The 24,301-nt window shown below is 57.5% G+C and carries 25 protein-coding genes; all 25 read left to right on the forward strand.

Annotated features, from left to right (window positions below; genetic code table 11):
- The first annotated feature begins 626 nt into the window (after nucleotides 1–626).
- Nucleotides 627–902 (forward strand): type II toxin-antitoxin system Phd/YefM family antitoxin, encoded by a 276-nt coding sequence (locus F816_RS0106305; RefSeq protein WP_019593997.1) that lies wholly within the window; start codon nucleotides 627–629, stop codon nucleotides 900–902.
- On the forward strand, nucleotides 902–1,315 hold the full coding sequence (locus tag F816_RS0106310) for a type II toxin-antitoxin system VapC family toxin (protein ID WP_019593998.1): 414 nt from the start codon (nucleotides 902–904) through the stop codon (nucleotides 1,313–1,315). Before F816_RS0106305 ends, F816_RS0106310 begins: the two co-directional genes overlap by 1 nt.
- Nucleotides 1,316–1,370: 55 nt before the next feature.
- Nucleotides 1,371–1,763 (forward strand): transposase, encoded by a 393-nt coding sequence (locus tag F816_RS14030; protein ID WP_081622665.1) that lies wholly within the window; start codon nucleotides 1,371–1,373, stop codon nucleotides 1,761–1,763.
- A 381-nt stretch (nucleotides 1,764–2,144) separates the two neighbouring features.
- A complete protein-coding gene (locus tag F816_RS0106320) occupies nucleotides 2,145–2,405 on the forward strand; it encodes a type II toxin-antitoxin system Phd/YefM family antitoxin (protein WP_019594000.1) in 261 nt (86 codons plus the stop codon).
- Nucleotides 2,389–2,775: a type II toxin-antitoxin system VapC family toxin gene (locus F816_RS0106325; RefSeq protein ID WP_019594001.1), complete on the forward strand. Its 387-nt coding sequence runs from the start codon at nucleotides 2,389–2,391 to the stop codon at nucleotides 2,773–2,775. The genes F816_RS0106320 and F816_RS0106325 overlap by 17 nt, the downstream gene beginning before the upstream one ends.
- Nucleotides 2,776–3,318: 543 nt before the next feature.
- Nucleotides 3,319–3,633 carry a nucleotidyltransferase family protein gene (locus tag F816_RS14445; RefSeq protein ID WP_081622666.1) on the forward strand — a complete coding sequence of 105 codons (315 nt, stop codon included), beginning with the start codon at nucleotides 3,319–3,321 and terminating at the stop codon, nucleotides 3,631–3,633.
- A complete protein-coding gene (locus tag F816_RS0106330) occupies nucleotides 3,623–3,973 on the forward strand; it encodes a DUF86 domain-containing protein (RefSeq protein WP_019594002.1) in 351 nt (116 codons plus the stop codon). The genes F816_RS14445 and F816_RS0106330 overlap by 11 nt, the downstream gene beginning before the upstream one ends.
- Nucleotides 3,974–4,249: 276 nt before the next feature.
- Nucleotides 4,250–4,621: a MarR family EPS-associated transcriptional regulator gene (locus F816_RS14035; protein WP_051080086.1), complete on the forward strand. Its 372-nt coding sequence runs from the start codon at nucleotides 4,250–4,252 to the stop codon at nucleotides 4,619–4,621.
- Nucleotides 4,618–5,196, forward strand: coding sequence for a hypothetical protein (locus tag F816_RS0106340; protein ID WP_019594004.1), 579 nt, complete (start codon nucleotides 4,618–4,620; stop codon nucleotides 5,194–5,196). The genes F816_RS14035 and F816_RS0106340 overlap by 4 nt, the downstream gene beginning before the upstream one ends.
- Nucleotides 5,193–5,405 carry a hypothetical protein gene (locus tag F816_RS0106345; RefSeq protein WP_019594005.1) on the forward strand — a complete coding sequence of 71 codons (213 nt, stop codon included), beginning with the start codon at nucleotides 5,193–5,195 and terminating at the stop codon, nucleotides 5,403–5,405. The genes F816_RS0106340 and F816_RS0106345 overlap by 4 nt, the downstream gene beginning before the upstream one ends.
- A gap of 833 nt (nucleotides 5,406–6,238) precedes the next feature.
- Complete coding sequence (locus F816_RS0106350; protein ID WP_019594006.1) at nucleotides 6,239–7,978, forward strand: hypothetical protein; 1,740 nt, start codon at nucleotides 6,239–6,241, stop codon at nucleotides 7,976–7,978.
- Nucleotides 7,979–8,195: 217 nt separating this feature from the next.
- On the forward strand, nucleotides 8,196–8,639 hold the full coding sequence (locus F816_RS0106355) for an adenylyltransferase/cytidyltransferase family protein (RefSeq protein ID WP_019594007.1): 444 nt from the start codon (nucleotides 8,196–8,198) through the stop codon (nucleotides 8,637–8,639).
- A 187-nt stretch (nucleotides 8,640–8,826) separates the two neighbouring features.
- On the forward strand, nucleotides 8,827–9,093 hold the full coding sequence (locus F816_RS14955; protein WP_196801672.1) for a hypothetical protein: 267 nt from the start codon (nucleotides 8,827–8,829) through the stop codon (nucleotides 9,091–9,093).
- A complete protein-coding gene (rfbA, locus tag F816_RS14045) occupies nucleotides 9,090–9,965 on the forward strand; it encodes a glucose-1-phosphate thymidylyltransferase RfbA (RefSeq protein ID WP_038085484.1) in 876 nt (291 codons plus the stop codon). Before F816_RS14955 ends, rfbA begins: the two co-directional genes overlap by 4 nt.
- A gap of 96 nt (nucleotides 9,966–10,061) precedes the next feature.
- Nucleotides 10,062–11,111, forward strand: coding sequence for a dTDP-glucose 4,6-dehydratase (gene rfbB, locus F816_RS14450; RefSeq protein WP_081622668.1), 1,050 nt, complete (start codon nucleotides 10,062–10,064; stop codon nucleotides 11,109–11,111).
- Nucleotides 11,112–11,241: 130 nt separating this feature from the next.
- Complete coding sequence (locus F816_RS0106370; RefSeq protein WP_155998514.1) at nucleotides 11,242–12,327, forward strand: DegT/DnrJ/EryC1/StrS aminotransferase family protein; 1,086 nt, start codon at nucleotides 11,242–11,244, stop codon at nucleotides 12,325–12,327.
- Entirely contained in the window at nucleotides 12,324–13,469 is a 1,146-nt protein-coding gene (locus tag F816_RS0106375; protein ID WP_019594012.1) for an HpcH/HpaI aldolase/citrate lyase family protein, read from the forward strand. Before F816_RS0106370 ends, F816_RS0106375 begins: the two co-directional genes overlap by 4 nt.
- 8 nt (nucleotides 13,470–13,477) lie before the next feature.
- Nucleotides 13,478–14,815 (forward strand): MmgE/PrpD family protein, encoded by a 1,338-nt coding sequence (locus F816_RS14050; RefSeq protein ID WP_019594013.1) that lies wholly within the window; start codon nucleotides 13,478–13,480, stop codon nucleotides 14,813–14,815.
- Nucleotides 14,812–15,699 (forward strand): hypothetical protein, encoded by an 888-nt coding sequence (locus tag F816_RS0106385; RefSeq protein WP_019594014.1) that lies wholly within the window; start codon nucleotides 14,812–14,814, stop codon nucleotides 15,697–15,699. Before F816_RS14050 ends, F816_RS0106385 begins: the two co-directional genes overlap by 4 nt.
- Nucleotides 15,699–16,667: a 2-hydroxyacid dehydrogenase gene (locus F816_RS0106390; protein ID WP_019594015.1), complete on the forward strand. Its 969-nt coding sequence runs from the start codon at nucleotides 15,699–15,701 to the stop codon at nucleotides 16,665–16,667. The genes F816_RS0106385 and F816_RS0106390 overlap by 1 nt, the downstream gene beginning before the upstream one ends.
- Complete coding sequence (locus tag F816_RS14455; RefSeq protein WP_155998517.1) at nucleotides 16,664–17,929, forward strand: acetyl-CoA carboxylase biotin carboxylase subunit family protein; 1,266 nt, start codon at nucleotides 16,664–16,666, stop codon at nucleotides 17,927–17,929. The genes F816_RS0106390 and F816_RS14455 overlap by 4 nt, the downstream gene beginning before the upstream one ends.
- 77 nt (nucleotides 17,930–18,006) lie before the next feature.
- On the forward strand, nucleotides 18,007–18,906 hold the full coding sequence (locus F816_RS14460) for an ATP-grasp fold amidoligase family protein (protein ID WP_081622670.1): 900 nt from the start codon (nucleotides 18,007–18,009) through the stop codon (nucleotides 18,904–18,906).
- A 134-nt stretch (nucleotides 18,907–19,040) separates the two neighbouring features.
- Nucleotides 19,041–20,408 carry an adenylosuccinate lyase family protein gene (locus tag F816_RS0106400; RefSeq protein ID WP_026333158.1) on the forward strand — a complete coding sequence of 456 codons (1,368 nt, stop codon included), beginning with the start codon at nucleotides 19,041–19,043 and terminating at the stop codon, nucleotides 20,406–20,408.
- Nucleotides 20,405–21,415 carry a cyclase family protein gene (locus F816_RS0106405; protein WP_026333159.1) on the forward strand — a complete coding sequence of 337 codons (1,011 nt, stop codon included), beginning with the start codon at nucleotides 20,405–20,407 and terminating at the stop codon, nucleotides 21,413–21,415. The genes F816_RS0106400 and F816_RS0106405 overlap by 4 nt, the downstream gene beginning before the upstream one ends.
- 732 nt (nucleotides 21,416–22,147) lie before the next feature.
- A protein-coding gene (locus tag F816_RS0106415) for an IS3 family transposase (RefSeq protein WP_155998520.1) occupies nucleotides 22,148–23,256 on the forward strand; the annotation gives its coding sequence in 2 pieces (ribosomal slippage) (nucleotides 22,148–22,400 and nucleotides 22,400–23,256; 1,110 coding nt in all).
- Nucleotides 23,257–24,301: the final 1,045 nt, after the last annotated feature.

Raw genomic sequence — 24,301 nt, forward strand, 5'->3', positions numbered from 1 at the left:
CGTAGTTCACCCACCACTCCCGTCATCCCGGCCGAAGCGAAGCGTAGAGCCGGGATCTCCAGCGGCGGGGGCGCCCGAACGTGGGAGATCCCGGATAACCGCTGCGCGGTTTCCGGGATGACGGTGGGGTGGGGCGGCTTCCGGGATGACGACCGTAGTTCACGCACCACTCCCGTCATCCCGACCGTAGTTCACCCACCACTCCCGTCATCCCGGCCGAAGCGAAGCGTAGAGCCGGGATCTCCAGCGGCGGGGGCGCCCGAACGTGCGAGATCCCGGATAACCGTTGCGCGGTTTCCGGGATGACGATGGTTGGAGCGGTTTTCCGGGATGACGGAACTCGGGGAAGTGCGGAGCTCGGAGTGACGAGGCCGGGCACGGTTGCGGGGTCGACCAGGGCCAGGGCCAGGGCGCAAGTACAACCCGGAACACCCTGTGAGAGCGAGCTGGCTCGCGAAGCCCCCGCCAAAGTGCCCCCGCCCAAGCGCCTCTATCCTGCCCCCGAGCGGATCGTTCGCCAGGCTGTCCAAAGGCAGCCACGCTCCATGCCTTGAGTGGCGTAGCCAGCACGAGATCGGGTTGACCGGGTGCTATAATAAGTACCGAAAACAGTACTGGGAGCGCCCATGCACAACGTTATTTCGGCACAGGAGATCAAGCGTCGCGGTATAAGCGCGGTCGATCGGGCATTGGAGAAGGGGCCGGTGCACGTCATCCAGCGCAATCGTCCCCGGTACGTCATTTTGAGCGAGGAGGCCTACCAGCGTCTGTCCGCGGGGGCGGGCGCCCAGGCCCACTTGTGGAGCCGATTGATGGAAGAGGATCTCCCGGTCGACGCGCCCCGGAGTCGTGGCGAACTCGATCAGGAACTGCACTCGGAACGCGAAGCCTGGTCCGATTGATGCTGGTTTTTCTAGATGCCAGCGCCGTCATCTACCTGCTGGAGGGGGATGAGCCGACCCGGCAAGCAGTCAGGGGCACGCTCAAGGGTCTCCAGGGCGAGGGAAACCCGCCGGCGCTGGCGGTGTCCGCCTTGAGTCGGCTGGAATGCCGCGTGCGCCCCATGCGCGCCTCGAACGCCGGCGCCCTGGAGCAGATTGACCGATTCCTGGACGATCCGGGTCTGATGGTCATCCCGTTGGATACGCCAGTACTGGATCTGGCAACCGAGCTCCGTGCCCGGCATGGCCTGCGTACACCCGACGCCATTCAAGCCGCTTCCCTGCTCGTAACCGAGCCGGAAGGTGCATTCGTGACCGGCGATGCAGACTTTCATAAAGTCCCGGGCCTGCGTGTCCACCTCGTTCCATCCTGACTGGAAAGCGCCGCCGCATCGGATGGGCAGGCGTAGCTCCGTGTAACCGCTACGCATTTACCTGGTGACGGCCGTATGCACCGAACGAAAACCATGGTTTGGGGATTTCGCCCAGGCCCGGTGTTGCGTGCACGCTCTGCGAGAGGTGGAGGACATGGCCTCGACGTTGTGCTTTGTGATCATGCCTGACCACATGCACTGGTTACTGCAATTAAACGACGGTGACCTTTCCACGGTCATGCAGAAGGTCAAGGCCTCCACCACCCGCCGGATCGGATGCCTGCGCGGCAGTTCCTGCCGCATCTGGCAACGGGGTTTCCACGATCGCGCATTGCGGCGAGAAGAGGACCTCCAGAGCGTCGCCCGTTACATCGCCGCCAACCCGCTGCGCGCGGGCCTGGTGCGCAACCTGGGCGACTACCCCCACTGGGACGCCATATGGCTGTAGGAGGCCAGCCTCTGGCCGATGCGGTGCTGGGACCGGCCCAATCGGCCAGGGGCTGGCCTCCTGCATCAAGGATTCCCGGACCTGTGGGAGCTCAGCCCCTGAGCGATCCAGTGCCAGCCGAGCCACCATCGGCCAGAGGGCTGGCCTCCCACATGGTCAGGCCCCAATCGGCCAGGGGCTGGCCTGCTACATCAAGGATTCCAGGACCTGTAGGAGTTCAGCCCCCTGAGCACGCCGGCTTGCCGGCGAAGCTCCTGCCGGAGTCGGGCGCCGGCAGGGGCGTTCGCCCGTGAGCAGGCTTCGACAGGAATGTGGAGGTTCTTTGTCGAATAATCTAGTCTAGTCCGTTAAACTAGGTTGCATATTGGCGCGGGAACACAAATGAACGAGACCGTTAACATCCACGAGGCCAAGACCCACCTGTCCCGCCTGCTGGACAGGGTCAGCCGCGGGGAACCGGTAGTGATCGCCCGGGCCGGCAAGCCGATTGCGCGTCTTACGCGTGTCGAGGCGCCGGTACCCGCAGCGGCGAATCGTATCGGCTTCCTCAAAGGGCAAATGAACGTCCCGGACGACTTCGACCGGATGGGCGAGGACGCCATCCTCGACGCGTTCGAGGGTGACGATGCATCTTCTTCTTGATACGCACTTACTCCTGTGGGCGGCGGCCGATTCCCCACGGCTGCCTTCCGAGGCGCGCGAGCTGATCCTCAACCCCGAGCACCAGCTGGCTTACAGTGCCGCCAGCCTGTGGGAAGTCGCTATCAAGCGTGGGTTGGGCCGTAGTGACTTCGTCGTCGAACCAACGGTCCTGCGCCGGGAGTTGCGCGAACACGGCTACACGGAACTGCCCATCGACGGAGCCCATGCCCTGGCCCTGAGCCACTTGCCGGTCATCCACAAGGATCCGTTCGACCGGATCTTGATTGCCCAGGCCGAATCGGAAGGCTACCTCCTTCTCACCAGCGACACGCGCATTGCCCAATACCCGGGCCCCATCCGCCTGGTGTAGCCGAATCTCGCGCCTGTAGGAGCCGCCTTGGCGGCGAAGCCCCTGCCAAAGTCCGCCAAAGGCAAGAGCTTCGCCTGCAAGCAGTCTCCTACATGCACCCCGCCCACATCAGCCTGCCCATACCTCACCCACCCTCGTCATCCCGGCCGTAGCGTCCCCCATACCCGGTCATCCCGGCCGCAGCGAAGCGAAGAGCCGGGATCTCCAGAAGCTGGCGCGGACTCAGTGCAAGATCCGACGCATTACCAGCCCCGGGCAGATCCCGGATAACCGCTGCGCGGTTTCCGGGATGACGGGGTCGGGGCGCGGTTTCCGGGATGACGGGGTCGGGGCGCGGTTTCCGGGATGACGGGGTCGGGGCGCGGTCTCCGGGATGACGAGGGCGGGGTGTGGTTTCCGGGATGACATCAGCTGGGGTTGCGGGTCCGGGATTGTCTGTTGAGGACGTGGGAGAACCAACGAGGGTGGGTGTGAGCATGGGATGCGCTGTGCACTGGATGGAGGCATTATGCTGGTGTGTGATACCCGCGAACGAGTAGGACTGTGCATCCTCTAGTCGAGCAAAATCGAGAAGCGATTAAAGCCGTTTGTCGACGTTACGGTGTAAAACGCCTGGAGGTCTTTGGGTCCGCTGCACGGGCTGTTGATTTCGATCCCGCCCGATCCGATGTCGACTTTCTGGTCGAGTTTTCCGAAGACAGCGAGACAGGCAAATCACTGGGACCGTTTCTGGAGTTTCGTGGTGATTTAATGCGTATTCTGGGGCGTCCGGTCGATTTGGTCTCTCGTGAGAATCTAGCCAACCCCTACGTCAAGGCAGAAGTCGAAAGAAACCGGGAGCCGGTGCATGCGGCGTGATCCTCGCGCGTGCATTTGGGACGCCCACGAGGCGGCCAACCGCGTTGCCGAGTTCATAGCCGATGCAACCGAGCACGAATACCAGAGAAACGCCTTACTGCGTTCGGCGGTGGAAAGGCAGCTGGAAATCCTTGGAGAAGCGCTGGGGCCGACGGAAAAGCTGGATCCGGCGCTTGCGCGAGAGATACCGCAATTGCGGTCGGCGGTGGACCTGCGCAATATGCTGATCCACGGATACGCCAAGGTGGATAATCGCATCGTGTGGAACACCGCTTGCCGTGATATCCCCATCATGGCGAAGGACCTTGAGCACTTATTGTCGCGTTTAGGAAAGCCCTGATCAGCCACCCCGTAGGAGCCTGCTCGCAGGCGAAGCCCGTGCCAAAGCCAGCCACACACGCGAACGTTCGCCTGCCAGCAGCCCCCTACAGGCGCTCCGATCACCACACCCACGCCAATGATGCGGCACCGCACACACCCAAACCTTGAGCCCAACCCCCAAACATGCTCCAATCCGCGTTCAGTGCGTGAACGATGCACCGAACGGGCCGAGTTTCTCGGTATCACCACCCCGGCGATCTCGCGCCCAACGGCCGAACCCGGAAATCGCAAGCCCTTGATCCAAGAAGACCTCTACCTCGACATGCTCCGCCTGCTGGAGCAGGACCCGGAGATGAGCCAGCGCCAGCTCGCGCAGGCGCTGGGCCTGTCCGTGGGCAAGACGCACTACGCCCTCAAGGCCGTGCTGGACCGGGGCTGGGTCAAGGCACAGAACTTCCGCCGCTCGGACAACCGCAGCGCCTACCTGTACAAGCTCACGCCCAGCGGCCTGCAGCAAAAGGCGCGCCTGGCTTACGGCCTGCTCCAGCGCAAACGCGCCGAACATGAAGCCCTGATGACCGAGATCGAACAACTGCGCAGCGAGCTCCAGCACCTGCCCGCCGACGCCACCACATCATGCGATTCAGCGTCGAGTGCGGTCACATGAGCGCCCCCGTATGCTGGATCATCGCCGGGCCCAACGGAGCCGGGAAAACAACGTTTGCACTCGAATATCTCCCCTCGTTGGCTGGGTTCCATCAGTTCATCAACGCGGACCTCATCGCGGCGGGCTTGTCTCCGCTCTCCCCGGAGCGGGAACGTGTCGCGGCGGCCCGACTCTTCCTGCGAGAGATGGGCCGCTCGATTGCGAAACGTGAGAGCTTTGCCTTTGAAACAACCCTTTCTGGCAGGAGCTATCTGAGGATGCTGCGGGACATGAAACTCGATGGCTGGAGAACAGAGCTGATCTATCTTGCCCTCCCAAGCGTTTCGTTTGCCCAGGATCGAGTTCGGGAGCGTGTCGCCCATGGCGGGCACGATATCCCCGATGATGACATCGAAAGGCGGTATTTCCGAGGGCTGCGGAACCTGTTCGACGAATACGCGGAAATCGCCGACCGAACTCGTTGCTTTTACAATGCTGAGCTCAGCCCGCGAATGGTTTTCGCACAACAGCGGGGCCAGCGGCGTATTCTGGAGCCTGAACTCTACCAACACATGCAGGAGCAGGCAGCGCCATGACGGAACGCGAATACGACCGGTACGACCGGACCAGTACGGCATCCGTCCAGCACGCGCTGGAAAGTGCCGTCGCCAAGACACTCGAACGCAAACGCCGGCTTGGGCAGTACGCAGTCGTTATCCGCGATGGGCGAACCGTCCGTCTGGGGATCGATGTCCCCTGGGACCAGGAAAGCGATCAGCGAACAGAGCACAGCGCCCAGCCGTAAATTGTGCATCCGCGCAATGGGTCCAGGCGACCAGAGGGCTAGCATCCCACACGGCCCACCACCGCGCGTTGATATCGCCGTCATCCCGGCCATTGCTTTCCCAAAACCCCGTCTCCCGCCCGTACCACCCACCCCCGTCATCCCGGCCGCAGCGAAGCGAAGAGCCGGGATCTCCAGAAGCTGGCGCGGACTCAGTGCAACCACCAACGCATTCCCAGCCCCGGGCAGATCCCGGATAGCGGCTTCGCCGTTTCCGGGATGACGACGGTGGTTGGGGGGCGGTTTCCCAAATGACGGCAGGGCATGGTCCTATGGGAGGCCAGCCCCCTGGCCGATGCGACGCCGGACAGGCCCCAATCGGCCAGAGGCTGGCCTCCCACATCAGGATTCTCCCGGGCCTTGCAGGAGCTCAGCCCCCTGAGCGATCCGGCGCCAGCCGAGCTCCATCGGCCAGAGGGCTGGGCTCCCAGAGGCCAAACCTTGAGCCCAAACCCCAATCATGCTCCAATTCGCGTTCAATCTATGAACGCACACCCTGTAGGAGCTCAGCCCCCTGAGCGATCGGAAGTCAGCCAGGCCCCATCGGCCAGAGGGCTGGCCTCCCACATGCTGGCTCCTAAGAGGTAATAGGCCGAGTCCACATCGGGCTCGCCTGATCATGACCCAGCCTCTCAGGCACCGAATGCAGCCAACCCCCTCCAATTCGCGCCGACCTTGCCTTGCAAAGGGCACTGTCCAGCTTGCAGCCGTGTTGTCGCGTGGAGCCGAGGGTGACGCTGAGCCGCACCAAGGCAACGGGCTGGGGCCGCTGCCTTGGTGCCCGTGACCCATCCATGATCCGCCAACTCTGGAGCGGCCTTCACTGGAACGCCCGCCTGGGCGCCAAGTTCTTCTGGGCAGTGCCGGGAGCCACCAGCGGCGTCGTGTTCGCCACACTGGTCTCGCAGCTCTCCATGCTGCTGGCCTTCTTCCTGCCACTGAAGGTCATCATCCTGCTCGGGTCGGACGGCATTCCCCGTTACTTCCCGCCCGCTTTCGAGCAGATCGACCGCGACGCCCTGATCGTCTGGCTCAGCGCCGCTACGGTCGCGTTCTACGGTCTGTACCTGCTGGCCGAGCGGGTTATCGCGTTTGGGGCGGAGCGTGGCGCCCGGACTCTCCTCGCCCGCGGCCGCAAGATGGTCCTGTTCGAAAACCAGGACGAAGTTGCCGCCCGCGCCTACACGCGACACGCCGAAGTAATGGCGGGAGCGGTCTTCCTCCTGCTCGCCATCGGCGTCCTGTTCTGGCTGTATCCCGGCGTGGCCTGGCTGATCAGTGGCTACGTGGTGCTGTTCGCCGTGGCCCTGCTGGCCGGCCAGGCCATGAGACCCCGTCTGCGCACCTGGTTGGAAGAAAACCTCACCGCCTGGCTGGGCGTGGCCGGCGGCGTAGGCTTCATGCTCGCGTTCGCCTACCTTGTGATCGACTTCCTGTACGGCAACCCCCCGGGCCTGATCCCGGCGATCATCGCGCTGCTGCTGTCCCGCCAGGGGTTCAACCGGCTCACCAGCATGGTCTCGGGCCTGGTCAAACAGCGCGAACAGCGCCCCAAACTCGATGCCCTGTTCTTCCACGCCAGTGCCTTCATCCCCGAACGGGACAGCAAGAAGGAAACCATCTGGCACCTCTTGGAACCCGAGCAGCGGGCTCAGTGGGCCCCGGAAGTCCTCGCCGAAGCCTGCGGAGAAGGCATCCCGGAACAAGTGAAAACCCATTGGTGGCAAACTGACGTCCCCAATGTCGCCGTGCTGCGCTGCGACGTGCCCGAGCGTCCGGGCCTGATCATCAAACTCTATGAACGCAACCGGGCCTCCCTGGCTGTGCACGAGGCGACATTGCTGGCCGAGCCGCCCGACGGGCTGCCGGCCCCCCGGTGGCTGGGGGGTAGCGACATTCGCGGCTTCACCTGCCACGTGTTGGAACTGCCCGAGGGTGTGCCGGACCACCAGGGCGACATGTCCCGTTCCGTTCAGGATCTTCGTGGCCGGCTGCTGGAGGTGTCACCCTCAAAGGCCCTGGTCACGCGTTACACCCGCTCCCGCTCTCTCCTCTGGCAGCGCCTGGACGAGATGATGCTGGCCCGGGCACGGATTGCGGCTATCGACCCGGCCACCGACAAGGCCCTTGCGGTCCTGCAGGAACGGCTGGAAGACTGGCGAATGAAGCTTGCGCAAATGCCACTCGCTTTCACGAGCCGGGATATCCTGCCCATGAACGTGGTACTGACCGACCAGGACGAGCCGCGCCTGCTCCAGTGGGGCCGCTGGGCGCTCGAGCCCGCCGGAGCCGGCTGGCCGATCGGCAGTAAACAGCTGAAGGAGCTTGAGAACGCCGGCGAGCGTTGGCAAGGATCAAGAAAAGGCGAGCGCAACGCCACCTTCGAGCAGCTGAAACTGGCGGCTTTGAGCGCCGAATTCGAGCGCTACTGCATCCGCGAGCGCTACAAACAGGCCCTCAAGCTGGTGCCGCGGATCACGGGTACACTCGATCAGCTGGAGATGCACACCCAGCCTTCGGCGAGCCAGGCATAAGAAGCACTTGTTGATTCACGGATGATTGTTTCTCGCGAGAACCAAAGTCTCTGGACGGACATTGCCGAAACCTGAGTGACCGTCACAGTGACTTTCAGTACCATACCCAGCGGCTAGCCCGGAGCGTTCAGAGCCGGAAGCTCTCCTACCCCCTGATGCCACGGCGTCGCATCGCTTAAAAATACATCCTCATTAACTTGACCACGGAAAAGAGATCGTGAAGAGCATCGGATATACAACCGGCGTATACGATATGTTCCACGTCGGGCACCTAAACCTGCTGAAACGCGCAAAACTCGAATGCGATTATCTCATTGTTGGTGTCACCACTGATGAACTCTGCGAAGCGAGAAAAGGCAAGACGCCGATCATTCCATTCGCAGAGCGTATGGAGATAGTCGAACACATCGAGTTCGTCGATGAAGTGGTCCCACAAGTGAATATGGACAAAATTGAGGCCTGGAACAACCTCAAGTTCGACAAAATGTTTGTGGGCGACGACTGGCGTGGTAGTGAGCAATGGGCTCGCCTCGAAAATGAGTTTTCGGACCGGGGTGTCGAGATCATATACTTTCCCTATACTCGCCACACCTCGAGTAGCAAATTGCGTGAGGTTATCGACACCGTAACGCGTTCACAGGCCGGCGAAAGGTTCGATTAAATTGGATAGTGAACCAACAATCTCCGAATTCCGCACTTCATTTCGACTGGATGACCTCACGATCTTGGAACGGAGACATTGGGTCCTATCTGTGCGGCCAGAACAGCCCACATTGGGATCCATGGTCGTCAGCTCTAGAAAAGGAGCTACAACATTCTCTGAGCTAGGAGAAACAGAGGGGGGTGAGTTGAGTTCCATGCTCGGCATCGCTGAACATCTTGCAAAGGAGCAATTCGCGGCAGTTCGAATCAATGTGATCTGCTTGATGATGAAGGATCCGGTGGTCCACTTCCATGTCCTGCCGCGTTTCGACAGAGAAATGGAGCTCTACGGCGAGAGATGGCGAGACGAGGACTGGCCTGGCCCTCCGGTTCTCAGACGTGTAGAGACCTCCGAAGATGTGTTATTAAAAATGGTGCAGCACCTTCGGTTGGCGGTTGGGGTGAAGCAGTGAAAGGGATTGTTCTTGCGGGAGGAGCGGGAACACGGCTGCATCCCGTCACCATGGGTGTGTCGAAGCAGTTGCTGCCCATTTATGACAAGCCGATGATTTACTACCCGTTGAGTGTGCTGATGCTGGCGGGGATACGTGAAATACTCGTCATCACTACACCGGAGGAAAAAGAACTCTTTAAAAGGCTATTAGGCGACGGTGATCAGTTCGGTGTTCGGCTGAACTATGCAGTGCAGCCACGTCCAGAGGGGTTGGCTCAGGCATTTCTTATTGGTCAGGAGTTTATTGCCAATGATTCGGTCTGCCTGGTGCTGGGTGATAATGTGTTTTCGGGGCAAGGTTTCACTTCTCTGCTGAGGAATGCAGCATCTAGACAGAGCGGTGCGACGCTTTTCGCATACCAAGTCAAGGATGCGTCGCAGTTTGGAGTAGTAGAGTTCGATGAGCAGAATCGTGCCATTTCACTGGAAGAAAAACCAAATAGCCCACGAAGCCATTTCGCCGTCACGGGGTTGTATTTTTACGATAACGACGTCGTTGATATAGCTCGAAATGTTGAACCCTCACACCGGGGTGAGCTAGAGATTACGTGTGTCAATCGTGCGTACTTGGACCGTAATAAATTGCATGTGGAACAGTTGGGTCGCGGGTTCGCATGGTTGGATACCGGAACCCATGAAAGCCTTCTGGAAGCAGCCCAGTTTGTCGAGACGATTGAAAATCGACAAGGGTATAAGATTGCATGCTTGGAAGAGATAGCTTGGAGAAATGGTTGGATATCCACCGAAGAACTGTCGGCAGCCGGGAAGAGTTTCAGTAAGAACAGTTATGGTAAATATCTTCTTGACTTGGTGAGAGAATCGAGCGGGTGAAGGTTACAGTCCGCTTTCCATCTAGCTTGGGATCGAGCTATAGATCGGCGGCAATGTTGGTTGAATAGAAGCGGAACTTGGAATAGGCAAGGATAGATGGGTATAGCTAAGGTCGTTGTTACTGGTGGTGCCGGTTTTATTGGTTCCGCCGTAGTTCGGTATCTAATACGAAAGACCGACGTTGAGGTGGTCAATGTAGATAAGTTAACTTACGCAGCCAGTCTGGCGTCGATTGAGCCGGTTGCCGCGGATGCTCGCTATAAGTTTGTGCGTGCCGACATTTGTGACCTAACAGCAATGGAGCATGTATTTGATGAGCATCGGCCTGACGCGATAATGCATTTGGCGGCCGAAAGCCATGTCGACCGCTCGATTGATGGGCCGTCAGAGTTTATCGAAACTAACATTGTCGGGACCTATACCTTGCTGGAGGTAAGTCGGCTGTACGCGCAGACGAATCCACAGTTTCGGTTCCACCACGTTTCCACCGACGAAGTCTACGGTGACCTTTCCCCTGGCGATGCAGCGTTCACTGAACTTCATCCATATAAACCCAGCAGTCCTTATGCGGCTAGCAAAGCGAGCTCCGACCATCTAGTTCGGGCTTGGCAGCGAACCTATGGCCTGAACTGCGTCTTGAGTAATTGCTCAAATAATTACGGGCCATGCCAGTTTCCCGAGAAGTTAATTCCACTCATAACTATCAATGCTCTTGAAGGTAAGCGGTTACCTATTTATGGCGAAGGCGATCAAATCCGCGACTGGCTCTATGTAGACGATCACGCTCGAGCTCTCTTTCAGGTGCTCTCGCATGGGAAAACCGGAGCGACTTACAACGTCGGTGGCTATAATGAGCTGCGCAATGTTGAGCTGGTGAAGAAGCTGTGCGGTTTTCTTGATGAGCTGCGTCCAGATTCGCCTTATGTTCCTCATGAACAGTTAATTACCCATGTACCAGACCGTCCTGGGCATGACAGGCGGTATGCCATTGACGCCAATCGTATTGCTCACGAACTTGGTTGGGTTCCGGAAGAGTCGGTGGATAGTGGTCTTCGGAAGACAGTTGAATGGTACCTCAATAATCCGGGCTGGTGGCAGCCATTGCGCGAAAAGTATGCCGGTGGGCGGCTTGGAGAGAAACGATGAAACCTATCGCCATCGGCGGTCGATTGGAGGAGCAAAGCCCTGTCGTCGCAGGAATTGAAATACTGGCAGAACAACCGGCGTTGGCACGGAGCGGGCGGGGTGAATCCCTTTACTATCCGGGCAGGAAAGCATGAAAACTACTATTCCATTGACGCAGCCCTGTATGCCCGACCGAGAGAAGCTGGACGCCTATCTTGACGGCATATACGAGCGCAAGTGGCTGACCAACAATGGCCCGCTCGTGCAGGAGCTCACTCGGCGCCTGGAGGATTATCTGGGTGTTGAGAATATCCTCCTGGTGGCCAACGGAACCCTGGCCCTGCAGGTGGCATACGCAGCGTTGGGAATCAGCCAGGAGGCTGTGACTAGCCCTTTTACATTTGCAGCCACACCAGGATCGTTGGCGCGGCAGGGAATCACCCCTCGCTTTGCCGATATCGATGAGTCGACATTCAATCTGGATCCCAATGCAGTCGAGGAATCGCTCACAGATAGAACTCAGGCAATTGTCCCTGTCCATGTCTACGGCAATCCCTGTGAAGACGAGGCGCTACAGAAGGTAGCCATCGAGCACGGGTTGAAACTGGTCTATGATGCCGCCCACGCCTTTGGCATAACCTACCGAGGTGAGAGTGTCCTGAAGTGTGGGGATGCGGCGACCCTCAGCTTTCACGCCACCAAGCTGTTCCACACCGTGGAGGGTGGCGCCATGGTCTTCCGCCGCAAGGAAGACTTGGAAAGGGCACGTTCCTTGATCAACTTCGGTCTGGGTGACGGGCACTTTGGTGGGCTCCAGGAGCCGGGCATCAACGCTAAGATGAGCGAGGTGCATGCAGCGTTTGGTCTGGCTCAGCTCGACATCATCGATGACATCATTGAGCACCGGGTTCAGATTACCGAGCACTACAGACAACTTCTGGGAGGGTATGTGACCTTCCAGCAACGGGCCGGCAGTGAGAACGGGGCCTATATGCCGATTGTCCTGCCGACCGAGATAGAGGTCGAAACAGTGGAAAAGGAACTTTCCACTGAAGGCATCCATACCCGCCGCTACTTCTCTCCCGCCTTGCACGAGACAGAGGCCTATGGAACCGAGGAAGAGTGTCCTGTAGCATCCGATATATCGCGTAGGGTGCTGTGTTTGCCCATACATGCGGGTTTGTCTTACCAGCAGGTTGAGCGTGTTTCGCAACGACTCATCCAGGCCATTGAATGAAACACAATCAGCACAATCCCGACTTTGTCTTCCAGCACGCGCCGGAGCCTTTCAACAAGTGGACTGACAAGGCGCAACTGCAGTACTGCTTGGGCGGCACCCTGTACATGCCCGGCACGCGAAACATCATCGACAAGATCCTGACGCGCTCCTTGCCCGCAATGAAGTCGATGGTGATGTGTTTCGAGGATGCCATCGGTGCCGAGGAGGTTGAACAGGCTGAGTCCAACGTGCTTGAGCACCTCACGCGCATGGCCGAAGCCCAGCAGAGCCATGCCATCGAAGCCGATGACGTGCCGCTGATCTTCCTGCGGGTCCGTACCCTTGACCAGTTTTCACGGTTCGCCCGCCGACTCGTTCGGGAGCAGGCCGACGTACTCTCCGGCTTTGTCTTCCCGAAATTCTACAGTGACAATGCCGGCGACTACCTTTCGGTCCTGGCCGACCTCAATCAGCGGCTCGACGTTGGCCTCTTCGGCATGCCCATCCTCGAAGGCAAAACGATCGCGTACAGTGAATCCAGGAAAGATGAACTGGCTCGGCTCAGTGAAATCCTGCGCCCCTATCACGATCTGATACTCAATATCCGCGTCGGCGGCACCGACTTTTCCTCCTTGTTCGGTGTTCGACGCAGCATCACCTCGTCCATATACGACATCCTCCCGGTGCGCGATGCCCTCTCCGACGTTCTCAACTTCTTCAATCGGGCCGAGGAGGACTACGTCGTCTCCGGTCCGGTGTGGGAGTACTTCCTCGCCTACAAGGAGGATGACCTGGGTTCGTTACTCCATCAGGACCTGCATCGTTCCCTGCTGGTCAAGGAGCCTGTGGTGGATGAGGCCATTGACGGCCTCCTGCGTGAGGTTCTGCTCGACAAGACCAATGGCTTCGTCGGCAAGACCGTGATCCACCCCTCGCACCTGCGCTACGTCAATGCGATGCAGGCCGTGACACTCGAGGAGTATGACGACGCGTGTCAGATCCTCGGCCATGCCGGGGGTGTCTGCAAAAGCGCCCGCTCCAACAAGATGAACGAGATCAACCCACATCGAAACTGGGCGGAACGGGTGGTCCGGCGTGCTGCGGCCTACGGCGTGATCGAAAGTGAAAACGACTACATCCAGCTCTTTGTCGGCGACTGAGATTGGTCATGAACAGCGCAACCGATCAGCTCGTCGACCACCTGTACCACCTCTCCACGGAACGTTTGGATGAGGCCACCATCAGACAGTGCCGCCTGCGCCTGCTCGATTATTTCGGAGTGGCCTATGCCGGTGCGAGACTGCTTGAAGAGCCCCTTGGCATCGCCCTGGCGCAGGCAACTCCCGGTTCAGCCTCGGTACTGGGGCGCAGTGAAAGGACAAGCCCGGAAACCGCCGCCTGGCTCAATGGCATGAGCGCCCACGCCGCCGAGCTTGATGACGGCGAACGATTCGGCATGGTCCACCCAGGGGCGCCTGTTATTTCGGCGCTGCTGGCCACGGTGCAGTTTCACCCGTTAACGATGGAGGACCTGCTGCGCGGACTTCATACCGGTTACGAAGCCGCCGTGACCCTGGCCCGATTGCTTCAGCCCGCGATGAAGGACTGCGGGTATCACGCCACCGGGACCTGTGGCACCGTGGGTGCAGCGCTGGGAGTGGCCGCCGCCCGTCAGTTCGATCGTGAGGCAACGAAGGCCGCCTTCTCCGCCGCGATCACCAGCGCCTCGGGCATTCTGAAGGTGATTCGTGGGGCGTCAGAGCTGAAGCCCTACAATGCCGGCCAGGCCGCAATGAGCGGGATGATGGCGGCTCAGGCTGCCGCCATGGGTCTGCACGGGCCGGAAGATGTGCTGGAAGGCGAGCAGGGCTTCTTCCAGATGATGACAGGGCAGGCGGACCTCCCCGATCTGACCAGCCTGGAGCCAATTGGCGCGGTCCACAGGGTCTATACCAAGCCATACGCCGCGTGTCGCCATTGCCACGCACCGATCGAGGCGGCCCTGAAGATTCGGGAACAGATCGAGGGGCAACCCATTGCCCGGGTCCGGGTGCGCACCCACCGCTATGCCGTCCACCTGCACGATCATGTCGAGATTGAAGGCAGCCACTCGGCCAAGATGAGCGTCCCCTACAGTGTGGCCGTGGCCCTGCTGACCGGGGGGGGCGGGATGGGCGAGTTCTCCACAGAGATGGTGAGGGACAGTAGCGTCCTGGCTTTGACGAAGAAGGTTCACACGCAAGCGGAAGAAGCCCTTACGGCCCTGGTCCCTGCCCAGCGGGCCGCCATTGTGGAAGTGACCACTGAAACCGGAGCCACGTACTCCGAACGGGTCGACCTGCCCAAGGGCGAACCGGAGAACCCGGTACGGGAAGATGAGTTGATCCAGAAGTTCATAGATCTGGCGAACTACGCTGGCTTCGCCGATGAAGAAGCCGCTCATCAGGCCGAATCATTACTGGAGGCCGAACGGCCAACCCCGATATTCACAGGACAGCCATCATGAAAGAGACGCGCGAATTCCTCAGTCGAATCGGCCTCCCGGGTGGAGACTGCTACGACCTACCTACTTCGGATAAACGCTTTGCCGATGGCGGCCAGTACCGCTTTGAGGTGCCGGGGATTCAGGGGCCCGCAGCCATGAAGGCGCTGCTGGCCGAGCTGGACAAACAAGCGATCCACATCCACCGAGTGACCCAGACCAAGGGCATCATGTCCCTGACCGATGGAGAGATCGAGGCCATGGTGACCCTGGCCGAGGAATACCGGGTCGAGCTGATCCTGGCCATTGGTCCCCGAGCCACAACCGACACCAGCGCATCGGTGAACACCCCGGAAGGGCAGCGCATGGGTTATCGCCTGCGCGGGCAGGAGCAGATCGTGCGGGCCATCGAGGACGTCAAGCGGGCCGCCAGGCAGGGATGCCGCGCCTTCCTGGTCTATGACGAAGGCTGTCTCTGGGTCCTGAACGAAGCGAGGAAAGCGGGAGAGATCCCCGGCGATTGCCAGTTCAAGGTCTCCGCCCACTCTGGTCATGGCAACCCCTGCTCGGGCAAGTTACTGGAGCAGAATGGCGCCGATTCGATCAATCCGATCCGCGATATCCAGCTTCCCATGTTGGCCGCCATGCGCCAGGCAATGGATGTTCCGTTGGACATCCATACCGAAAACCCGGCCTCCACCGGCGGTTTCATCCGCCATTACGAGGTGCCGGAGATGATCCGGACTGCGGCCCCCATCTACCTGAAAACGGGAGGATCGGTGGCTAAGACCCATAGCTGGGATACATCCGACGCCGAAGCGCGGGGGCGGGCCAAGCAGGTTGCACTGGTCAAGCGGGTTATTGATCAGTACTACCCGGAAGCCATTTGGTCTGAAAAGAAAAAATAATGCCGAAGATATTGCTCACCAACTACTATGGCTCGAAGCCGTTGGCATTCGTGCAAAAACTGGTGCCTGAAGGATTTGAATTGATCCCTCTTGAGCAGCCAGGACAGGATGAAGTGATTCGTAGGGCTGCAGACGCAGACTATATGCTGGTTGGAGGACGTACGCGGATTGATGCGAAAGTGCTTGATTCAGCGCCTAAGTTGAAAATGATCCAGCGCTCCGGCGTCGGGCTTGATTCCCTGGACCTCGAGGCCATCCGGGCACGTGGATTGCCGCTGTATGTCAACGAAGGTATCAACGCACGCAGCGTGGCCGAGCATACGTTGATGTTAATTCTGGGAACTTTGCGAAGGATCGGCGAAGTCAATACCGTGACCCATGAGGGACAATGGCTCAAGCATGAGATGGGAATAGACTGCCATGACCTGTTTGGCAAACAGATTGGCCTGATTGGTCTGGGAAGCATTGGTACACATGTGGCCGAGATTCTCAAAGCTTTTGGCGTGAATACGGTTTATTTTAAGCGTAATCGATTGGAATCTGACCGAGAAAACCAACTGAATGTACGTTATGTTTCCCTGCAGGAACTGTTGGAAGGCTCTGATATTATCAGTCTGCATACAGCTTTGAATGATGAAACATTTAACTTGATCGGTCGCGATGAGCTGGCCTCTATGAAAGACGGTGCTGTGTTGATTAATACTGCACGAGGTGGGCTCATTGATGAAGCAGCTATGCTGGACTCGTTGAAATCCGGGCAACTCGGCGGCGCCGGGCTGGATGCGTTCTCTGAGGAACCTATGCTGTCGAATCATCCGTTGATGGAAATGAATAATGTATTGGCCACACCACACATCGGAAGTATCACCGCAGAGACGTTCGCAGGAATGATTGGTGGTGCGCTCGAAAACATTGCATTGTTTGAAGGCGGTAAAAGTGAACAGATCAGTGCAAGGAGAGTGGTGTGAATAAAAATCCGGTTGCAGTCGTACTGGGTGGTACTGTTCCACACAAGTTTCTTATTCAAAACCTAAAGGGACGGGGGTACCATACGGTACTGGTAGATTACTATGATAATCCGCCTGCAGCAGAGATGGCTGATCGCCATATAAAGGAAAGTACGCTGGATCTGCAGGCCGTACTTGATATTGCCAATGAAGAAAAGGCTTCATTGGTCATATCAGGGTGCGTCGATCAGGCGAATGTAACTGCGTGCTATGTAGCCGAGAAGATAGGGCTTCCTGCCCCATACTCGTACGAGACAGCACTGCGAGTAACTGACAAGGAGTTGATGAAAGAAGGGATGGTACGTGCCGGTGTGCCGACAGCAAAGTACAGGGTGGTTGACGGATCAGAAGCGCCGGAATTCAATAACACTGAATTCCCGAAGGTTGTAAAGCCCTGTGATTGTAATGGGTCAAAGGGGGTCAGGAAGGTGAAAAACCAAAGTGAGCTAACTCAGGCGTTAGGTGAAGCTTGTGAGTTATCCAGAACCTCCCGAGCCATCTTTGAAGATTATAATGCGGGGACCGAGCTGAACGGCTATTTTTTCGTTGGAAATGGAAATGCTGTCGAGCTTTATATGAAGGGTAAGGAGCTCCCTGGGGGAGACGGTCATGAATCACTTCAATCGTATGTCTCGATAGGTCCTGCTGAAATATCAGATAAAGCAAGGTCCAAGTTGGCTGCTGCGGCGGTTGATATATCCAGGGAGTTTGGTGTTCATAACACGCCATTGCTGGTTCAGGCAAATATTGATGGTGATGATGTGAAGGTGATTGAGTTCGCTCCTCGTGTTGGCGGAGGGCTTGCTTTTAGAGAAATCTTAATGGGGACCGGATTTGATGTCATAGATGCTGTTGTTGCATCGTACCTCGGTGAAGAAGTGGGTCTTCCCAACCTCAGAAAAATCAATGATAGTTTTTCGATTGTTCATCTTTATGGCGAGTCCGGATTGCTTGATCGCGTCGAAGGTAATGAGAAGCTTGTTGCTGACCGTGTTGTGGAAGAGTTCCATATGCACAAGAGTAAAGGTATGAGAATGTCAAGTGAAGACTTGGCAAGTCGTAATCGTGTTGCGGGTGTAATTATAAGGTTTAGCAGCATTCCAGAGTATACTCGAAAAATTAATGACATTGTCTCAGAGTTTAAGATTTATTCCGATGGTGGTTCGGATGTTTTTGAACGTAGTTTGCTCTCTGAGTTGTTGGAATCAATGCCTTGTGTTTGATGCGAACGGTATAGAGCATAACAGTGTTGAGTTGATGACCACTGAAGTCGAGTGGTGCATATCAAGAGAGATTTTGCATGATAAGCAAAGAAAAATATGATTCGTTAACTAAAAAAATTAACTACCTGACGTGGTTTATGCATCATAATGTGAGCCGTCAGCAACATGAAAGATGGCTTTCCGGTGTGTTCTACAATCTGGTGGGGTACTATCCGAATTTTCGTGATCCTAAAACCTTTAATGAGAAAATTTGCTGGCTTAGGTTAAATTGCTGCACGGAAGGGGTAATTCGGGCCGTTGATAAAGTCGATTTTAAGGGTTACGTGGAAGAAAAGATAGGGAAGGACTTCGCTGTCAAGACTTATGGTGTTTATGACGATCCTTTAGATGTCGAGTTCGATGATTTGCCGGAGCGTTTTGTGCTCAAATCCTCTTTGTCTTCTGGTTCGAATAATATATTGTTGGTTGACTGTAAAAATGATTTAGACATCAATGATGCGCGTTACCAAATGTCCGAGTGGCTTCAGCCTTGGAATAGTTGTTCGCGGTCTTTCTCTGTTTGGTACAAAGATTTAAAGCCTAGAATTATTGCAGAGGAGATGCTTGCAGAATCTGGTGATGATCTTCTCGATTATAAATTCCTATGTTTCAATGGCGAGCCCAAGTTGCTTTTTGTTGTTTCTGATCGTTTTGGGGGTAAGTTTTTTAACTTTTACGATTTGGAATGGAACTTTCTTCCTTTTGAAAGGCTGTTCAAGAATGCTCCTTATTTGCATGACAAGCCAAGCCGTTTCGATGAAATGTTAGCGATCGCCAGGGAGATATCTAAAGAGTTTTTGTTTGTTAGAGTCGATTTTTATCAGGTCGGTGAGGAGATAAAATTGGGTGAGTTAACATTTAGTCCGGGCGGGGGGCTTGAGCCTTTTTCACCAGTTGAATGGGATTATAGGCTTGGTGAAATGCTAAATCTACCTTAGCTCTCAAGGATTGATTGATTATATCCCGCTGGGCGTTATTCGGGTGCTCATAGACGGTTCTCTGTGGGTGTTTTTTTGTATGCAATGTAAGGGTGGAATATTGTACCGCCTTTAAAGTTAGCCGGAGTGCATTTTTGTCAATTACCTCACTAGTTGATTCGTTTTACTTTAGAAATATGTTTGCTTCACCTGCGATGGGTCTCGTGTTTTCTGATGAGAGTCGTATTAATGCTTGGTTGAATGCTGAGGTGGCCCTGGCAAGAGCAGAGGCACGGGCTGGTGTGGTACCTCAGCAGGTTGCCGACTCCATTGCCGAGGCCGCCAAGCTTGAGAATCTCGACCTGCAGGCCATGAAAGCTGAGTTTGATCGGGTGGGCTTTCCAATTATGCCGCTGGTCCATCAGCTGGCCAAAGCATGCGATCCTGAGTCAGGCCGGTATGTGCACTGGGGCTCCACCACTCAGGACATCGTAGACACCGGTCTAGTTCTGCAGATGCGAGATGGCATTGAGCTGCTGGAACAGGATCTGGACGCCTTGATTGAGACATTGTCTGAGCTTTCCCACACTCATCGCGATACCGTGATGGCTGGGCGAACCTTCCAACAGCAGGCCGCCCCCATCACCTTTGGGTATAAGACGGCGGTGTGGTTCGACGAGGTCTTGCGCCACAAGGAACGGTTGGCTGAATTGAAAAAGCGTGTCCTTGTCGGTCAATGTGGGGGGGCTGTGGGCACGTTGGCGACGCTCGGTCACGATGGCCTGGCTGTCCAGAAGGCCATGATGGACGAACTCGGCCTTGGGACACCGGATATCACTTGGCACACCTCCCGAGACAGTTGGGCCGAGATGGTCAACTGGTTGGTGTTGGTGACCAGTACGCTTGGCAAGGTGGCCACGGAGATTGCCACCTTGATGCGTACCGAGGTCAATGAGGTCCGAGAGCCCTACCAGACGGGGCGCGGCTCCAGCAGTACCCTGCCGCAAAAGCGCAACCCGATTGCCTGCCCACGCATCATTGCCATCGCCCATCGCATGCGGGAGTTCTCCGGTTCTCAATTGTCCGCCATGATCCAGGAGCACGAGCGGGCCGTCGGTGCCATGCCCATCGAGTGGATGGTGATCCCCGAGGCGTTCATGCTGACATCGGGAAGCCTCGCCCAGAGCCTGGAGATCCTGCGCGACCTCGATGTCGATGCCGAGCAGATGCGCGCCAACCTGGATCTGGGCGGTGGTCTTCTGATGGCCGAAGCAGTGATGATGGGTATCGCTCCCATAATCGGGCGTAACCAGGCACACGAGCTGGTGTTCGCCGCCGCAGGGCGTGCCAACGATGCCGGCCGAACACTGCGTGAAGAGCTGATCGAGGATGAGGCCATTATGCAACACGTGAGCGTTGAGCAGCTGGACCAGCTTCTCGACCCTTCGAACTACACAGGGAGTGCAGGCGCTATGGTGGACCAAGTCCTTGACAAGGCCCGGTCGATGGGGGCCATCCAATGAGTCAGCGTTGGCGCAAACGACCTGAAGGCTCGAACTGGGGCGATTTCGGCCCCGATGATCAGCGAGGTCGCTTGAACCTTATTGATGAAAAGAAGGTTCTACAGGCCGCCGACGAGATTCGCACCGGCCAGACCTTCTGCCTGAGCCTGCCCCTCGACTATCCGGGTGGCAACGTCCTCAGCCCCGTGCGCTTCCCCCCGCGTCTGCAGCCCGTGATCCGCAATGATGAGCCCTACTACAACTACGAGTGGCGAAAGAAGGAAGAACGCCTGACCGACATCGCCTCCGATGATGCGGTGCTTCTCTACACCCAGTACTCCACCCAATGGGATGCCTTGGCCCACCGGGGATCGCTCTTCGACGTCGGGGATGATGGTAACCCCGTGCCCGTCTACTACAACGGCTACCGCGCCGGAGAGGACGTGGTGATGGGCGAGGCGGGAGATGTCGCTGCCCACGCACTGGGCATCGAAAACATGGCGACCCACGGCGTACAAGGCCGCGGCGTGCTGGTGGACCTCTACAGCCATTGCGGTGAGTTCCCCCGCCGTGAAGTCGGCTACGATCAGCTCATGCGCATCATGGAAGCCGACAATGTGGAGGTGGAGCAGGGCGATATCCTCTGCCTCTGGACCGGCCTGGACCGGATGATCCTGCGCATGAACAAGCAGCCCGACGCCTCCCTGAAAGAGGCCTGCGCCGTACTGGATGGTCATGACAAGCGCCTCCTGCAATGGATCACCGACAGCGGTATTGCCGCGATCGCATCGGATAACCTTGCTGTAGAAAATGTGCGTAAATCAGGACCCGATTGCTGTACGACAACACTGCCGCTGCATGAGCATTGTTTGTTTAAGCTGGGCATTCACCTTGGGGAGCTATGGCATTTGGCGGAGCTAGCGGAATGGCTCCACGCACATGGTCGTCATCGATTTATGCTAACTGCTCCGCCGCTGCACCTTCCTGGCGCAGTGGGGTCGCCCGTGATGCCTACTGCGACTGTCTGATGAGTTGATTTGCCCCGATTCACACCTGAAGGCTCAGAATAAGTGCATCGCCTGTACCTGGAGGAAGTGGGGCAGCTGCTGCCAAAGACAGGGGAGCGCTTAACCCATACCAATTCAGGCGTACCGGTGACGCAGGACGGACAGCTGACCCATGAAGAACGAAATCAGATGAGTGCACAGCGCTCGGGTGGCCAGTCACCCGGCGGTAAGCCATGAGTGGATTGACCGTTTGGTAGCGCGCGGGCAGTTCGCCGGTGAATCATCTGCGACACCCCGGCCGCGGTCTTGCAAGGGCTACGGCTTGGTCGATTACCGGTGCCCGATCGTGAACCGGGTAAGAATCGTAGAACGTTCCCCGATCGTCGATGAGCGTAGCCGCTTTGGCTACTGGCAAGACGACACGTTCCTCTCGGCAGCGGTATGGCCGCGTTTGTGGCGCTGGTGGAAGCAGGAGGGTACAGGGTCGCCAACCATAAGGTTCCCTGGCAGGCCGCCGAGGAGAGCCGGCAGGCGACGGTCCAGGCCCGGAGCACAGGCATCCGGCGGGAATCAGCCTCTCCGTCGATAACCGCAAGGAGTTTGGCTCCAACGCGCAGGTACGCGCGCAGCGTGCGTGCCTGGTCAACCTCCCCTGGGCCTGGCCCTGCCGTAGCTGGGAGTGTCGCCTTCCCGTAAATTCGGTCCATTGAAAACTGGAGGTCTCCGGGCACACTAGGGCCAAAGGAGGCCGAGATGCGCAAGAGCCGGTTTACGGAGAGTCAGATTGTCCAGACCCTGAAGCAGGTGGAGGGCGGACGGAAGGTGAAGGATGTGTGCCGGGAGATTGGGATTTCCGAGGCGACCTACTACCAGTGGAAGTCGAAGTACGGTGGCATGGAGGCTGCGGACGTCCGACGGCTGAAGGAGCTGGAGGACGAAAACAACCGCCTCAAGCGGATGTACGCCGAGCTGGCTCTGGAGAACACGGCCCTGAAGGACGTAATCACAAAAAAGCTCTGAGCCCGGACGAGAAGCGCCGTGTGGTCACCGCGTTGACGCAGGACCACGGGATGAGTCAGCGCCGGGCTTGCCAGGCGGCCGGGGTGGCCCGGTCGGTGGTTCGATATCGCAAGCAACCCGATCGAGATGATGCGGTGATCGCGCTACTGCAGGAGCTGGTGGAGCGCTACCCGGAGCGGGGCTTTGGCAAGCTGTTCAAACTGATCCGACGACGGGGCCTGCCCTGGAACCACAAGCGAGTCTGGCGTGTGTACTGCGCGCTGAAGCTGAACCTGCGGCGCAAAGGCAAACGCCGCTTGCCGCCAAGGCATCCGCAGCCACTTGCTGCGACCGAGGCCCCGAACGCGTGCTGGTCGGCGGACTTCATGTCCGATGCTCTCTGGGATGGTCGTCGCTTCCGCACCTTCAACGTCGTCGACGACTTCAACCGCGAGGCCCTCGCCGTGGAGATCGATCTCAATCTACCGGCACCGCGTGTCATCCGGGTGCTGGAACGTATCGCGGCCTGGCGCGGCTATCCGGGGCAGCTCCGGCTCGACAACGGTCCGGAGTTCGTCTCGGCGGCCATCGCCGACTGGGCCGAGCAACGCGGTGTGGAACTGAGCTTCATCCAGCCGGGAAAACCGATGCAGAACGGCTTTATCGAACGGTTCAACGGCAGCTACCGCCGCAGGGTGCTCGATCTGTATGTCTTCCGCTCGTTGACGGAGGTCCGCGAGCACACGGAACGCTGGCTGCAGGATTACAACGAAACCGTCCCTCACGACTCGCTGGGGGACCTGACGCCTGTCGAATATCGACAGCTACACCACCCGGAAACCTCTAGTTATGCGTGGACCTAATCCGGGGAAGTCGACACTTCGCTTCTGCGAAACGTAGTCGGAAAGCGCCCTCAGCGTTCCCGGTGCGTACCCCGCCCACCCACCACCATCCCCCTCTCCCCAATTGTTTTATAGGGAAGCAAATGGAAAATAGAATCCTAGATAGCTACAAGAATCTAAGGGCTGTCATTAAAAAACACGGTTACGTTGCCACGCTGTGGCGAGTTAAGGATAAATCGCTATCGTATTTGTCTGGCGTAGATCGTTTGGTCAATCAGGCCAAGGTGGAGGAGGCTAGCGGGAGAACCGATGCGGCTGTGGAAATATTTTTGGATCTGATTTGGGAAAAAGCGGGTAACCGTAAATTGGCCAAGCAGGTTATTTCATTTGTCAGGAGGTTAAACGATCGGGGATATGATCGCTTGGCATCTCGCTTGGCACGAGCGGTGGTTGAAGGGTTGCGCCTGAGTGGCGCCCAGAAGATCGACGTTTCGGTTGAAATGGTTTTGTGCTCAAAAGGTGATCAGGTCTATCAAGACCAACTAATTGAGTCAGTGCATGATTATTGTCTTAGCAGACGCTCGTGGTCCTTAAGTGATAGGCTCAGAAAAAACGTCTGCCGTCTGGTGAGGAATCGATACGTTAATCTTGCAGACGAGATCTTGATCTATTCGGTCGATTCGAATAAGCAATACAACCGGTTTTGGTGTGAGGCAGAAAAATGCGAAATTCATCAGTGTTGGTGTGAGGCAGAAAAGAACTGGCAAATAGCCTTGGCTCATTTCACACCATGGGAAAGCAAACGGGGGGTTTTTGATAAAAGAAACAAGTCGTTGTCTGGGGCGAAGAGAAGAGCCCTAAAAAAACGCTTAAACAAATCTCGTCTGCTATGTGCCGAGGTCTGCGCCGACAACGAAAACCGAGTCGGTTTCGAGGAAAGGCTTTTTCGCGCACTTGAGACGTTGGGAGATCAGAGGTCGCTCAAAAACAATGATTTGCTTATCAGCGGAATAAAGAGTCATTTCAGGTTGGCCGAAGAGTTTGATGGCTTATTCCGTAACAGAAA

This window comes from Thioalkalivibrio sp. ALM2T (genome assembly GCF_000381505.1).
Lineage (GTDB): Bacteria > Pseudomonadota > Gammaproteobacteria > Ectothiorhodospirales > Ectothiorhodospiraceae > Thioalkalivibrio > Thioalkalivibrio versutus.